Origin of the sequence: Pseudomonas sp. 9.1(2019), from assembly GCF_009910445.1 — a bacterium.
GTDB lineage: Bacteria > Pseudomonadota > Gammaproteobacteria > Pseudomonadales > Pseudomonadaceae > Aquipseudomonas > Aquipseudomonas paraversuta.
Map to the genome: position 1 here is coordinate 594,355 of NZ_VBWF01000006.1, position 13,892 is coordinate 608,246.

At 53.5% G+C, this 13,892-nt stretch carries 11 protein-coding genes; 5 read left to right on the plus strand and 6 right to left on the minus strand.

Annotated features, from left to right (window positions below):
- The first annotated feature begins 82 nt into the window (after positions 1 to 82).
- A complete protein-coding gene (locus tag FEZ21_RS12435) occupies positions 83 to 976 on the plus strand; it encodes a LysR substrate-binding domain-containing protein (RefSeq protein WP_160627266.1) in 894 nt (297 codons plus the stop codon).
- A gap of 243 nt (positions 977 to 1,219) precedes the next feature.
- Positions 1,220 to 2,923 (plus strand): penicillin-binding protein 2, encoded by a 1,704-nt coding sequence (locus tag FEZ21_RS12440; protein ID WP_165439662.1) that lies wholly within the window; start codon positions 1,220 to 1,222, stop codon positions 2,921 to 2,923.
- A gap of 221 nt (positions 2,924 to 3,144) precedes the next feature.
- Here the strand turns inward: FEZ21_RS12440 and umoC are convergent, their stop codons facing one another.
- The 3 genes from umoC to FEZ21_RS12455 all read right to left on the minus strand — a co-directional run bounded on the left by umoC (position 3,145) and on the right by FEZ21_RS12455 (position 5,354).
- The gene (umoC, locus tag FEZ21_RS12445) at positions 3,145 to 3,654 is read right to left on the minus strand and encodes a lysozyme inhibitor LprI family protein (RefSeq protein ID WP_160627270.1); all 510 of its coding nucleotides are present in this window, start codon (positions 3,652 to 3,654) and stop codon (positions 3,145 to 3,147) included.
- Between the two features lie 368 nt (positions 3,655 to 4,022).
- Positions 4,023 to 4,364: a hypothetical protein gene (locus FEZ21_RS12450; RefSeq protein WP_010656063.1), complete on the minus strand. Its 342-nt coding sequence runs from the start codon at positions 4,362 to 4,364 to the stop codon at positions 4,023 to 4,025.
- 294 nt (positions 4,365 to 4,658) lie between these two features.
- Complete coding sequence (locus FEZ21_RS12455) at positions 4,659 to 5,354, minus strand: IclR family transcriptional regulator (RefSeq protein WP_003447676.1); 696 nt, start codon at positions 5,352 to 5,354, stop codon at positions 4,659 to 4,661.
- A 106-nt stretch (positions 5,355 to 5,460) separates the two neighbouring features.
- Here FEZ21_RS12455 and FEZ21_RS12460 point away from each other — a divergent pair, with 106 nt between their 5' ends.
- From FEZ21_RS12460 to FEZ21_RS12475, 3 genes are all read left to right on the plus strand, one after another.
- A complete protein-coding gene (locus FEZ21_RS12460; protein WP_160627273.1) occupies positions 5,461 to 7,836 on the plus strand; it encodes a cytochrome P450/oxidoreductase in 2,376 nt (791 codons plus the stop codon).
- A gap of 83 nt (positions 7,837 to 7,919) precedes the next feature.
- Complete coding sequence (locus FEZ21_RS12465; RefSeq protein WP_160627275.1) at positions 7,920 to 9,290, plus strand: aromatic acid/H+ symport family MFS transporter; 1,371 nt, start codon at positions 7,920 to 7,922, stop codon at positions 9,288 to 9,290.
- Between the two features lie 737 nt (positions 9,291 to 10,027).
- Positions 10,028 to 10,327 (plus strand): hypothetical protein, encoded by a 300-nt coding sequence (locus FEZ21_RS12475; RefSeq protein WP_003447680.1) that lies wholly within the window; start codon positions 10,028 to 10,030, stop codon positions 10,325 to 10,327.
- A gap of 696 nt (positions 10,328 to 11,023) precedes the next feature.
- On the opposite strand, the gene FEZ21_RS12480 is transcribed toward FEZ21_RS12475, so the two are convergent.
- Genes FEZ21_RS12480 through FEZ21_RS12490 form a run of 3 tightly spaced genes read right to left on the minus strand, consistent with a single transcriptional unit; the run spans position 11,024 to position 13,790 of the window.
- Complete coding sequence (locus FEZ21_RS12480) at positions 11,024 to 12,052, minus strand: alpha/beta hydrolase (protein ID WP_160627278.1); 1,029 nt, start codon at positions 12,050 to 12,052, stop codon at positions 11,024 to 11,026.
- A 25-nt stretch (positions 12,053 to 12,077) separates the two neighbouring features.
- Positions 12,078 to 12,581: a cyclophilin-like fold protein gene (locus FEZ21_RS12485; protein ID WP_160627280.1), complete on the minus strand. Its 504-nt coding sequence runs from the start codon at positions 12,579 to 12,581 to the stop codon at positions 12,078 to 12,080.
- 27 nt (positions 12,582 to 12,608) lie between these two features.
- Positions 12,609 to 13,790 (minus strand): MFS transporter, encoded by a 1,182-nt coding sequence (locus FEZ21_RS12490; protein WP_160627282.1) that lies wholly within the window; start codon positions 13,788 to 13,790, stop codon positions 12,609 to 12,611.
- Between the last annotated feature and the right edge of the window lie 102 nt (positions 13,791 to 13,892).

A 13,892-nucleotide genomic window follows, 5' to 3' on the forward strand; every position in this document is an offset into this window, starting at 1 on the left:
CCTCAGGCTAGAAATGTCACGTGACAGTCATACGATCAATTCAATATAGGTTTTCGCAGCTAAGTATTGATGGAGTCTATGGATGTCGACCGCCAGGATGCGTGCCTTCCTCGCCGTGGCACTTCACGGAAGTTTCAGTGCCGGCGCACGGGCCCTTGGGCTCAGCCAGCCGACGCTCACCACACAAGTCCAGAGCATGGAGCGGCAATACAATCTGGAGCTGTTTCACCGTCGCGGGCGGCGCATTGAGTTGTCCGATGTCGGCCGGCAATTACTGCCCATTGCTCAAGCGATGGCTGCGCTGGATCTGGACGCGCACAACTTGCTGCGTGACTCCGGGCGGCTTGACAGTGGCCAGCTCAAGATAGGGGCGGTGGGGCCTTTTCATGTGATCGAGATGGTCGACAATTATTTTCAGCAGCATCCGCGTATCGATGTTTCGATACGGGTTGGCAACTCGGCGCAGGTGCTGGCCGATCTTGAGAGTTACGTGACCGATATTGCGGTATTGGCCGGATGGCACGAAGATCCAGGACTCTGCGCCGTGCATTACGCACGTCACGCCATCATCCTGTTTGCCCACCATGAGCATCCTTTCGCAAAACGCGAGTCAGTACGACTCGAGGAACTGGACGGCCAGCGGCTACTGCAACGGGAGCCTGGTTCCACTACTCGTCTGGTCCTGGAACAGGCCTTGTTGGCGGCACAAGTTGTGCCCCGCATCGCCATGGAAATCGGCAGCCGCGAGGCATTGCGCGAAGCTGTGGTGCGTGGGATCGGGCTGGGGGTGGTCTCCGAAGCGGAGTTCATCGCCGATCCCCGTATTCGCACGATCCGCATCGAGGGCGATCCGCTCTACACCGAAACCTATCTTTATTGCCTGGCCGAGCGTCGCTCCAGTCGACTCATTACATCGTTTTTTGATGTGGTTCTTTCGGCGCAGGTGAACGACTCACATTCGGCTGGCGAATATTGAAAGTCCGCGATTGGCCGATTGGAGGGGCCAGGCAAATCAGGAGAATTAGTAAAACCTGGCAAGGAGCTTGTTTTGCCAACAGTCGCGCCAATGATAACTATCCAGTGGTGCTAAATCTCTCAGCCAGATTTTCCACCGAATACACTGGAGATCAATCGCTCACGCAACGATGTTTCTTAATATTACAAAGCAGGATGATAATAATTTAGTTAGGGTGGTTTTGTTTTGAACGTATAAATCAGGATGTACAGCGTGAGTTCCCTAGCAACAAATCCAAGATTTACCATCGTGATCGCTATCTTTTGTTTCCTCTCAATGGCGCTTGCGGCCAAAATAACTTACCTCATGGTTTTTTCTCATGAGTTCTTGAGCAATGAGGGTCGTAAACGCTCAATGCGGTTGATTGAAACAGCTCCCGTACGCGGTACTATATTTGACAGGTTTAATCAGCCCTTGGCAGTTTCCACACCCGTGAGTACCTTATGGGTAAATCCCAGGCAGTTTGCCCCAACGAATCGGCAGGCAGTCATCCTGGATGAACAGCTTGATATTGATGCCTCGCGGATCAGGGCGTTAACATTGAATGAACAAGGTAAATCTTTTGCCTATTTGGCCCGAAGAATTAATCCTGAGCGCGCGAACAAGATCATGAAGTTATCTATTCCAGGTGTTTATGAGCGCCAGGAATACAAAAGGTTTTACCCTCAAACGTCGATGCTTGCCCAGACATTAGGCTTCACTAATATTGACCAGCAGGGTATCGAAGGCATCGAATTGATGTACAACCAAAAGCTTTCTGGCAAGCCTGGCCTGGAAGAACGCACCTTGAACTTACACAAGCGAGTCACCCGTGAGATCCTGGTGCACAAGCCCGTTACCCCCGGAGAAAATCTGCATTTAACAATTGACTCGACACTTCAATATTATGTTGAAAAAGCTTTGCTCAAAGGGGTAAAGAACAATGCAGCCAGGTCGGCAAGTGCAATTCTCATACACGCCAGAACAGGAGAAATACTGGCACTGTCTACGATGCCTTCCTTCAATCCAAACGCACGTAGAGGTTTCAACGCGGAGCGTATTCGAAATCGTGTGTTTACTGATGTGTATGAGCCAGGCTCGGTAATAAAACCATTCAGTATGGCCGCCGTTCTCACAGCCAATATAATTGACAAAAATGCCATTATCCCAATTGCACCAGGTTTCATAAAAATCAATGGATATACCATTCGGGATGTAGGCAGAGACAGCCAGTTGGACTTGGCGGGAATCATCCGTCGCTCTTCAAATGTCGGCATGAGCAAGGTTGCTATTCCGACAGGAGGAGCAGTGATTTCGCAATTGCTTACTGATCTGGGGTTCGGAAACAATACTGCGATTTACTTTCCAGGGGAAAGTATTGGGACAGTTCCCGTCAGGAGGGTATGGTCAGATATCGCTACGGCGAGTCTCTCATACGGGTATAGTTTGTCGGTCAACCTGGCGCAACTGGTTCAAGCCTATACCGTATTTGCCAATGATGGGGATCTTATACCGCTATCGTTAATCAAGGGTGAGAAGCAGCCGCCACGCAATGTCATAAGCCCGGAGGTCGCCAACAACATTCTGGACATGATGGTACATGCCGTGGATGGACCCGGAGCAGGTGGAAAGCGCGCAGCAATCGAAGGTTATGTCATTGCGGGTAAAAGCGGGACCTCACGCAAGGCATCCAGCGGTGGATATAAAAGTAATGAATATAGAGCCATGTTCGTAGGGATCGCTCCGGCCAACGCGCCTGAATTCATTATGGCTGTAGTCGTGGATGAGCCAACTGCCAATGGTTACTTTGGGGGCGCTATTGCAGCGCCGATTTTCAAGGAAATAATTGAAGATGTGCTTCGGGTCAGGAATATACCTGGCAATGCAAGTGAAGTCCTTCCAGCAGCACTGGCCCCAATCGTTCAGTAGGCGCTGTCTTTGTTGCAGCAGTCAGGGTCGGCTTTAATACCCCGTACGACTGCCGCTTTTGGCAAAACTGAGTGTGACCAGCTGCTGCTGCCCTTGATTGAATGCGGTTTATTTACCCTGGACCAGTATTGACAGTCACCTGACTGCAGATGGATTGAGTTGAGCCTTGACTGCGATACTGGCCATGCCCGCATGGAGTGGCTCACGACCTGTGAGCTTGACTACGCCCCTGGCTCGGAAAGTTGCTTCGTTCTCCAGCGCATCAAATCGACTTTGCAAGCACTTAAAATATCTCCAGAGCCCGATCCCCCCATCATGGAATCACTTTCCCATTGGCACTGTGCATCCTTGAATTTTTCAAAGGCCTTCTGAGAGGCGAGCAGCGATTCAAGGGCTTTGGCCGTCGCACTCGAATCGATTTCTTTTGTTTGAGCTTCCAGTTTTTTGTAGGCGCTATTCATTTGTGAAGTGATTTCGCGAGTCTTGCCCTCAAGGCAGCTTTGCAAAGCTGTCCGGGGCTGATCGCCGATGGAGTTGTTGCATTCGTTCAGTGCTCCGGTTTGAGCATCGTTGGCCACTGCAATTTTTGCTGCGCCAGTACCAGGCGCAACTGCGGTATTGATAGCGCTATTTGCGATTGGGTTCACATCTGGTTTCGCGGGTGCTTGAGCGAATGCAGTACCCATGGCAAATGTAGTCGCTACAGCAACCACCGAAATGAGTTTTCTCAATTTATCTATCCTTTGGAAGGCGTTTTTCGAGGGGCAGAAACAACTTTTGATGCTTGGCCAATTGCGTACTACGTCTGCAAGACTAGCTCTAATGGCGTTCACAGCCCAAGGCCTGTTTGACTGCATCTTGGGCAAACTGTTCATAAAGGTCGGGGGGAGATGCCGGGAATTGCAAATCAGGGTGAAGCATCATTGGATGGGCGGACTGAAGTGGCAGGGTCAGCCTTTGGGTCAAGCATGGTCGCAGAGAGGGGCAGAGTTGAATCTGCTCTGGCTCTTGATGTTGCGAGGGGGCCCGTGGATTTAATCAGCCACCCACACAGCAGTGTGCTGCACTTCAAATCTCGGGGCCGGGAGAGTTCCATCCGTTACGCGCGGTAGCTCCAGACCATTTCCACCACCCGTGCGGAAATCAATATATAGACGAGCACTATCAAAAGCTGAAAGACGAGGTGGTAGCGCAGTTGGGCCAGGCGGCGAATACCATCACTGACGTTCAGCAGCATGAGTATTGCAGATATGGTGATCACCCCCCACCCAGCCATGTTGGTGGCCGTGATGCTCATAAAGAGCTTGTGATCACTGTGCAAAGCGTTCGTACCCGCTGCAAACAGAAGCGCGCACAGAACCATATTTTTGAAATTGTCGAAGATCTTGGCATTGAGATCCTTGTCGAGCAATTGCGAGTAGCGCATCCATAATTTTTGCATGTTCACTGCCTCAAGAAGGATCAATCAAGCACAGTTCGTCTCAACAACTGCTCAAAGAGTATCGGGCACGCGTTGCATTCTGAAACGCGCCACCGCCAGTTCAAGTTCGTTGGGCCGGTTGGGTGGGGACGCTGTTGTAGCTGGCTTCAAGTGTAAGGATTTAGCCAGCGCGCTTCTACGGCTTTGCGAACGTCTTCTGTTGGCCGCAAGCAGCCTTTCACGCAGGACTGCTTACGGCTAGAAGCGTTCTCTGACAGACCGTGGCGCGGCCTTGCCGAGTTACGTCTGTGCAGCTTATGCCGTGGCAGCACCGAGCAATTGACTAATGATCGCCGCCGCTTCAGGTACAGCTTGAGTGGCGATATCCAGATCCAGCGAGTTCAAGGCAACAACACCCACGCAGGCTTCAAAAAAATGCTGGTTGTGAGGGCGACTGATCGGGCTCGCCACGCCAATGGCCCCGGGCTGCAATTGACCGTGAGTCAGGCTATAGCCCAGCTCACGCCCCTGTATGACGGCCTCCGAGTCTTCGGGATGCGCCTTGCGGCCAGAAAGAATCGCAATCCCGGCCGCGCCCTGGTGAAGAGGGTGGCGGCTACCGATTCGATACCCGACGCGCATCAACGACTCTTCGGGGTCGGCAACCATGATCACCATGCATTCATTGCCCTGAGTAACGGAAATGAAAGCACTGGCTTGAGACTGTTTGGCCAGGTCGAACAGCGGTTGCTGTGCTACAGCCCTCAACCGGGGTTCGAAGCGAGCTGCAAGGAGAGTTGCTCCAGCGCCAAGACGGATAACACCTTCAGCCCCGCGACTGATCAGAAAGTGATCCTCCAGCGTGGTCACGATTCGATAGGCAATGGCCCGATGCACCTCAAGGCGAGCGGCCAGTTCGGCGATGGATATACCGCTGTCCTGTTGAGCAATGATGCTTAAAGCCTGAAGCCCTCGATCGAGGGTTTGCAGGGTGTTCTTGCTCTTTTCCATAGGAGGACGCTCCAGGTTCTTTGACGCAAACAAAAGAACGGCATATGCTCTTTTTCTATATTAGTACACAGTTGTGCGATAAAAGTAAAACAATAAGAGGTCAACCATGTCTCAGCCCAGTGCGCCGGAAAAGACTGCATCCCGTGAAGCCGGTCAATCAGTCAGTGCCGGAAAATGTCCGTTCGATCATGGCCAGATGAAACCCGCTGCAAGTGCGGGGTGTCCGTTCTCTGCGGCGGCGGCCAGCTTTGATCCTTTCGACGAGCCGTATCAGCTGGATCCTGCCAGTGCCTTGCGCTGGTTCAGGGATCAGGAGCCGGTGTTTTACAGTGACAAGATGGGTCACTGGATTGTCAGCCGCTACGAGGATGTGAAAGCGATATTTCGTGACAATCGGATTTACTCGCCCGCCAACGCACTGGAAAAGGTCACACCTTTTGCCCAGGAGGCACAGGACGTGCTGATGGGTCACGGTTACGCCATGGATAGAACACTGGTCAATGAAGATGAACCGGCGCACATGGATAGACGCCGGGCGCTGATGGGGTCGTTTTCGGTAGAGGAGTTGGCCCACCATGAGCCAATGGTGCGGCGTTTAACGCGCGATTACATCGATCGCTTCATCAATGCCGGCAAGGCCGATCTGGTGGATCAAATGCTCTGGGAATTGCCGCTGACGGTAGCGCTGCATTTTCTGGGCGTCCCCGAAGAGGACATGGACACTCTGCGCAAGTACTCGATCGCCCATACCGTGAACACATGGGGCAGGCCCTCTCCAGAAGAGCAGGTGGCCGTCGCCGAAGCGGTTGGACAATTCTGGCGGTATGCCGGCCAGGTACTGGAAAAAATGCGCAAGGAGGATTCGGGCGAAGGCTGGATGGGCTATGCCCTCCAGCGGCAGAAGGATATCCCCGAGATCGTGACCGACTCTTATCTGCACTCCATGATGATGGCCGGTATCGTCGCTGCGCATGAAACCACCGCGCATGCTTCAGCCAATGCCTTGAAGTTATTGCTGACCCACCGTACGGCCTGGGATCAACTGTGCGCCGATCCCGCATTGATTCCCAATGCGGTGGAGGAGTGCCTGCGTTTTTCCGGCTCGATTGTCGCGTGGCGGCGGTTGGCGACCGAATCGACGCGCATTGGCAATGTCGAGATCCCCAAAGGTGCCAAGTTGATGGTGGTCATGGCCTCCGCCAACCATGATGAGCGACACTTCGAAAACGCCGACGAGCTGGATATCTACCGAGACAACACCACCGACCATCTATCGTTTGGTTATGGCAGCCACCAGTGTCTGGGCAAGAATCTGGCGCGTATGGAAATGCGCATTTTCATTGAAGAATTCACCAAGCGTCTGCCTCACATGCGGCTGGTGGAGAACCAGAAGTTTGAAGGTATCCCGAATATTTCATTCCACGGGCCGGAGCACTTGTGGGTTGAGTGGGATCCAGAGCGCAATCCGGAACGGGCCGTACCAGGGATCGTTGACAGTCACCTTCCACTGAAAATAGGTCCACCCGCGCGGGCCGATATTTACCGCCATGTGATCGTTACGCAAGTAAAGGAGGAAGCCGACGGCGTTTTGGGTATCACGTTGGCCGATCCAGGCGGGAGTAAGCTGCCGGGTTGGACGCCGGGCGCCCACATCGATGTGATCGCAGGTGACTATGTTCGTAAATATTCGTTGTGTGGCATTTTGCACAATGGCCACGAACTGAGAGTTGCTGTTCTCAAGGAGGGAAGCGGCAGAGGCGGCTCTGCCTTTATCCATCAAACGGTCACCGAAGGCATGGCGCTGAAAATTCGCGGCCCGAGGAACCACTTTCGACTGGATGAGACGGCGGATGACTACCTGCTGATAGCAGGCGGTATCGGCATTACACCGATCATCAGCATGGCAGACCGCCTCAAACAATTGGGTAAGCGATATCGCATTCATTACGCCGGGCGCTCACTGCAATCAATGGCTTTTATCGAGAGGCTCACGCGTGACCACCTGGAATGTGTGCAGTTTTATTCCGCGGAACAAGGGGGGCGCCTGCAGGTCAGCTCGCTGCTGGATACGGCTACGGCGGGGACCCAGCTATACGCTTGCGGCCCAGAGCGGCTGCTGACTCACTTGCAAGAGCAGGTGCTCTGTAGGCCAGACCTGACCTTGCGCATCGAACATTTCAGTGCCGCGCTCAAGCCGCTTGATGCGAGCACTGAAAAGGGCTTCACGGTCGATTTGCAAGACTCCGGGCTGACCATCCAGGTGGCCCCCGAGCAAACGCTTTTGCAGGCCCTTCAAGCCTTCAACGTGGATATTCCCAGTGACTGTGGCGAAGGCCTCTGCGGCTCATGCGAGGTGCGCGTTGCTCAGGGTGAAGTGGATCACCGGGATCAGGTCTTGACCCCCTCGGAACGGCAGGTAAACGATCGAATGATGGCCTGCTGTTCAAGAGCCAGGACCGGCCGACTGGTATTGAAGCTTTAGGGCTTCAAGGTGCGGGTGGCATTCGCACACCCGCGCGCTGTCACCCATTGCTTACCCAAACAATAATAATCAGGTAAACAACCATGCAGGATCAGATCTCGAATTTTCGTGCGACCCTGGATCGCCACCCGATCTCAGGATTTCAATGGCGGCTATTACTGTTACTGACGTTGCTGTTGATCACCGACGGCTACGACGCGCTCGGGCTTGGTTACGTCGTGCCGGCACTGGCTCAGGAATGGAACGTAGATAAAGTACTGTTCGGCCCGGTGTTCAGCGCTAACTTGCTGGGACTGACGTTTGGATCACTGCTGGTCACGCCCCTGGCCGATCGAATCGGCATTCGCGTTGTACTCATAGGCTGCGTATCGGTCTATGGCCTGCTGACGTTGACAACGGCGCTGGTCAACTCCATCGAGGGGTTGGTCTGGGTTCGCTTCATTTGCGGAATCGGCATGGGTGGTGCCATGCCCTGCGCAATGGCGCTCATGTCCGAGTACTCGCCACCTCGCCAGCGCACATTGATGGTAACGCTGGCGGCATGTGGCTTCTCCCTGGGCGGGGCAATGGGCGGTTTCGTGGCCGCAGCATTGATCGACCGATTTGGTTGGCAGTCGGTATTTCTCACCGGCGGTATCGCCCCCTTGATGCTCTTGCCGGCGTTGCTCTTGTTCCTGCCGGAGTCGTTGCCAAGGTTGCTCAAAGACGGAGCCCCTTTTGTTCGGTTGCGCAAGTTGACGCGCAGAATGAAACTCGACTGGGAGCCGTTGCCGGTATGGGATGCGCAGTCGAAGGCGTCTCAATCCCCCAGTCGCTTTGCCGTGGTCGAGCTGTTCCGCAATGGCTATGCCCGCCCCACGCTCATGATCTGGGCAACGTTCTTTATGGCGTTGATCTTGCTGTACTTCATGGTGAGCTGGTTGCCGACCTTGCTCAAACAGAACGGCGTCAACCTCAGTGAAGCAAACTTGATCACGTCATTGTTCCTGTTTGCCGGGACGATCGGCGCAGGCGCGATGTCCTACTTTGCCGACCGTGTCACCAACAAGGCAAAACTGTTGTGTGTGGTGCTTGCCGCAGCTGGATTGTTCACCTTCCTGATTGGTCTGTTTCACGACAATAAGGTCGTGATGATCGGGTTGGTTTTCGCCACCGGTATGTGTGTGATAGGCGGACAACTGACACTTAACGCGTTTAGCAGCAACTTCTACCCGGCCCATTGCCGCGCTACAGGGGCCGGTTGGGCCTTGGGAGTAGGGCGCTTTGGTTCGATTCTGGGGCCACTGTTCGGCAGCCTGTTTATCGGTATGCAGATGCCGGTCAGTCAAATTTTCATCCTCAGCGCTATTCCGGCGATTCTGGCGGCGCTGTTCATATCTCAGGTGAAGGCACCCAAGGCGAAGGATGAAGTCCGCGAGTGGAAAGGGCAGGTCAAGGAAAGCAGTCCGCTTTGAGGTCGCCACGAAGAGTGGTTTGAGGCCAATGGGGCATAAATCCATCGACGGTTCGTTGGGTAAATATCTGCCGGCTGCGACCGGCAGATATGGGCCGATAGCAGCCTGTCGCGAGGGACTACAATCGGCCAGAAGCAGCCGCTCAAAGGCGTCCAGGAAAGTCGGGGCAATTCATCCTGAGCGGATCCATCCGATTAAATGATGAGTAGCGCCCTCATCGCTTAAGGCTTTGTGTTGGCACTCCCGAACCGACTCGACCAGAGACTCAGCCTCTAGCCACAAACGTACCGCCACTTCTGTGGAGACTTGAGAATTTCGCCCCCCTGTTAGTTAGTCAAGGCCGTTTAGGTCGCTTCGCACACAGTACCTGCCGTGGAGATTTTGTCGACAGCCCGGAATAGGGAATCGCCGAACTTTATAGAACTTCATAAGCAGTATCGTCATTCTTAAATTTAGTGCGACAGACAGGAGTCTCCCACGGCGCACGACCTCATCAAAGTGCAAAGCGAAACTTCCTCACTCTCTCGAACAAGAAATAAATTGCAACAAAGGCCTGTTGAAATATTCTAAACACCAAGAAACCAATGTTTACCGACCAAAAATGAGAAGCCTTGCCTTTTATAGCTGGATGGAAACCCAGTTCAATAAAACCACACCCAATGGTAACGTATGCTTTCGCATTGCTCAGAACAAGAAAAAACATGAGCAAACTTGTTGATTGAATAAAGGATTAACGAATGACTATCGAGCGAGAGATTTTCTCGGCCCTTATCGCGCAGAACGCATTTCAAGGAGAAAAGCCAAGCGTACATAGCTTCGCCCAGCTAGCTGTAGACAAGGGGTTTAGAGCACTTTCGTCAAGGCAGCAAGCGGTGGTAAACCCCTTCCTGAAAAAACAATGCGAGGGGATAAAACAACCAAATGAAAAACATAACAACTGCAAAAATAGTATAGGCGGTCGTGATTTGGTTACAGCGCTTGAAAATTCCGAAAGTTATAAGGGATGGCGCTGCGAGAGCTGCCGAAGCGCAGTTTAAAAACAATAAAGCAACACAAGAGAGTAGCGACCCAGGACTCTACAAAAACATAAACACTATTGCTCTCGCTACTCCTGAATATTACTGCAGCAGGCCATCATGGCCTGCTCGCAGGTCTTTATTTTCTTTAAGCCCTATCAGCCCACCATCAAAACGCTGCTCACTCGTCACTCATTTGAGCGCTTCGAAAAAATAGTGCACGATGCAGCCAAATTTTTCTGCGCATCTAATTTTCCAGAGAGAAAATAGTGCCCATATATCAGGTAGTACTACTGTTTGTTTTCGGTATCGCAACACTCTGGTTGGGCTGCCAGTTGGATAAGAAGAACCGTCAAAATGAACTGGCCGCAAAAGACAAAGCGAAACCCGGGCCTCTTAGGGTCGCTGGCAGACATCCCTGGTATACGTCTGCACCGCTCTCAAGGCTGCTTGGTCGGCAATGATCCCTGTCCTGATATCGAAAACCGTTAGAAAAATAAATGTGTCCCCTTTTCATAGGACGCCACCTCTCACTCAAGTGCGTAGATCAAGCCGGCATATTGCGCTGTCCGCACTACTGCAAAACGGTAGCTGAACTCGTATCTTAACTGTCCGCTATTGGCCGATAGCAGCCTGTCGCGAGGGACTACAATCGGCCAGAAGCGGACCTTGGACAAACACCGTTCAAGCCGAATGGTTAATTCGACTTCACTGTCATCACTTCAAATTACTCTGGAAAAAGCTCGCCAGTTTTTCAAAAGGAATGAGATCGACGCGATCATAAAGGTCAACATGGCCAGCGCCAGGAATGATGACGAGCTCCTTGGGTTGACCCGCAAGCTTGTAAGCTTCTTCGCTGAACTCTCTGGAGTGGGCATCGGCTCCGGCAATGAATAGCATCGGACGAGGTGAAATCGTCTCGATGTCATTGAAAGGGTAGAAGTTCATGAATTTGATGTTGCTAGTAAGCGTTGGGTGCGTGGTCAGCTCTCTGGACGAGCTGGCTGGTGTGTATTCGCCACGGGGTGTGCGATAGAAATCATAGAACTCACGCTGAATCGGGTGAGTATTTTCGTCCAGTTGGTGGACCGTGCCGCTGGTGTAGAGCGTTTCACCGCCGGTGAACTCTACATACCGCTGCTGTGCGGCTTGCGCGATGGTCTCTTTGCGCTGCTCAAGCGTCTGCCCATGCTTCAAACCGTTACGATTGGCTGCGCCCATGTCATACATGCTGACCGTTGCAATGGCTTTCATGCGTGGGTCGATCTTGGCTGCGCTGATAACAAAGCTGCCGCTCCCGCAGATGCCGAGTGCGCCTATCCGCTCTTTATCGATAAAAGGCCGGGTGCCAAGAAAATCCACCGCGGCACTGAAGTCTTCGGCATAAATATCCGGCGAAACTGCATTGCGTGGCAGCCCCTCGCTTTCGCCCCAGAATGAAAGATCCAGTGACAGTGTCACAAAGCCCTTTTCTGCCAATTTAGTGGCATACAGATTAGCGCTTTGCTCCTTGACCGCGCCCATCGGGTGACCAACAACAATCGCAGGGCTTTTGGTGTTGGCGTCGAGGTTTTTAGGGATGAACAGATTGCCTGACACGTTCATTTGGTACTGGTTTTTGAAATTGACCTTCTGCACGGTCACTTTGTCGCTGGTATAGAAATTATCCGCGCCTCTGGACATATCGGCTCCTGTTGCTGAGAGTGAACTGACAAGAAGGGTGAGTAAAACCATGAGCTTTTTCATTGGTAGCCCTATCGAAGCAGAGTAGTCAGTTTTGGGAGATAGTTACTTTCACGGCATGTCGGCCCAGCACTTGTGCAAGGTTCGCGTTTTCGTCCACATGTCCAAGGCGTGTGTAAGCGTATGTCGATTCAAAGGTCGTATAGAAAACAACCAGGGTGTCATTGCCATACAACATCAGATCACCCGCGTGGATCGTTCCCGGCTTGCTCGCATTGGAGGGCAGGGCTGCAGGAAGGCTGGCGTATTTTTCATTGCTGTTGAGATCGTTCATCTCCAGCGTGAGTGGCAGGAGCGTGGCAAACGTCCGAGCGGCTGCGTTGTCGGCCAAGGTGATGGCGAAGCGTTGTTCGCCGACTGTCATCCACATGGGATATTTCTCCGTGATCGAGGACGCCGACGCGGCATCATTCATTAGGATGTAACTGCCAAGCACGAGAGCTGAATACAGCACGCCAGGCCAACCAAATGACCGCTTGCCCCAGCCTTCGCGCTGCGGGGTATTTGCGGCGGGGTGAATGCTCCCGGTCATGACCCGTCTCCAGGATCGTTGCGTGGTTCAAGCGGTTCGAGCGTGGGTAGCCGCCAGGACGGTCACCGCGGCACCCAGCAGCAGCACAATTGCACTAGCGACAAACGTGCTCTGATAGCCGTGACTATCGAACAGCATTCCACCCACGGTTGAGCCCAGAGCAATGGACAGTTGAATCACGGCTACCATCAGGCCGCCGCCAGCCTCGGCATTATTCGGCATGGCCTGTGCGATCCAGCTCCACCAGCCCACCGGGGCCGCAGTCGCCAACAGCCCCCATAAGCCCAGCAGTGCAGCAACAGCGATGATCGAGTGGCCAAAAGGGATCAGTGCCAGCGCGATCAAGGCCATCAAGACCGGAATGACTATCAACGTCTGGAACAGGCGGCGCCTCAGAACCCGGCCGATGATCAGGGTGCCGATAAAGCCTGCCGCACCGATCACCAGCAAGATCAACGACAACGTGGATACATCGACGCGCGTTACCGTTTCAAGGAAGGGCCGCAGGTAGGTAAACAGCGCAAACTGCCCCATGAAGAAGGCTGCGCAACCGGCCATGCCCAGCGCCACGGATCGATTTTTGAACAGTTTGAATACATTTCTGGAGCCTGGTTTGCGCGGTTCCACCGGCATGGGCGGCAGGCTGATGAGCATCCAGACCAGAGCAATCGCCGCGACGGGTACAACACAGAAAAAAGCCCCGCGCCAGCCAATAATGGAGCCCAGATAACTGCCCAGCGGTGCGGCAACTACGGTCGCCAGCGCGTTACCGCCATTGAAGATGGCCAATGCCTTCGGCACCTGCGCAGCGGGTACCAAGCGCATGGCCGTCGCCGCGGACATCGCCCAGAAACCGCCAATGACCACACCGATGAGCGCACGGCCGACCATGTAAGTTTGATAGTCGGGTGCCAGCCCGACGATCAAGCCCGAGACAGCCATCAACCCGGCCAGTGCCAACAGCAGCAGCTTGCGATCGAGGGTTCTGGCAAACCACGAGATCGACAGGCTGGTCAGCACGGCAAATGCCCCGGAAATCGCAATGCCTTGCCCGGCCATTCCTTCGCTAATCCGAAGATCAACGGCCATCGGCGTCAGCAGGCTGACAGGCATGAACTCAGAAGCGATCAGGGCGAAAACACACAGCGTCATCGCAAAGACACCGCTCCAGTAGGCAGGCGCCTGGTTGCTGGTTGAAACAGTGCCCATCGGGGCCTCGCGCTTATTCGTATTCATAGCGGTAATGGTGACGAACGATCACTCCCGGGACTAGCTAATGAATACTTAACAAGGCTATAAGCTGAGCTAATT

What these genes read in the sequence shown, in the direction of transcription:
- FEZ21_RS12435 (WP_160627266.1), top strand. Translation starts at nt 83, where the DNA reads ATGTCGACCGCCAGGATGCGTGCCTTCCTCGCCGTGGCACTTCACGGA.
- FEZ21_RS12440 (WP_165439662.1), top strand. Translation starts at nt 1,220, where the DNA reads ATGTACAGCGTGAGTTCCCTAGCAACAAATCCAAGATTTACCATCGTG.
- FEZ21_RS12450 (WP_010656063.1), bottom strand. Translation starts at nt 4,364, where the DNA reads ATGCAAAAATTATGGATGCGCTACTCGCAATTGCTCGACAAGGATCTC.
- FEZ21_RS12455 (WP_003447676.1), bottom strand. Translation starts at nt 5,354, where the DNA reads ATGGAAAAGAGCAAGAACACCCTGCAAACCCTCGATCGAGGGCTTCAG.
- FEZ21_RS12460 (WP_160627273.1), top strand. Translation starts at nt 5,461, where the DNA reads ATGTCTCAGCCCAGTGCGCCGGAAAAGACTGCATCCCGTGAAGCCGGT.
- FEZ21_RS12465 (WP_160627275.1), top strand. Translation starts at nt 7,920, where the DNA reads ATGCAGGATCAGATCTCGAATTTTCGTGCGACCCTGGATCGCCACCCG.
- FEZ21_RS12475 (WP_003447680.1), top strand. Translation starts at nt 10,028, where the DNA reads ATGACTATCGAGCGAGAGATTTTCTCGGCCCTTATCGCGCAGAACGCA.
- FEZ21_RS12480 (WP_160627278.1), bottom strand. Translation starts at nt 12,052, where the DNA reads ATGAAAAAGCTCATGGTTTTACTCACCCTTCTTGTCAGTTCACTCTCA.
- FEZ21_RS12485 (WP_160627280.1), bottom strand. Translation starts at nt 12,581, where the DNA reads ATGACCGGGAGCATTCACCCCGCCGCAAATACCCCGCAGCGCGAAGGC.
- FEZ21_RS12490 (WP_160627282.1), bottom strand. Translation starts at nt 13,790, where the DNA reads ATGGGCACTGTTTCAACCAGCAACCAGGCGCCTGCCTACTGGAGCGGT.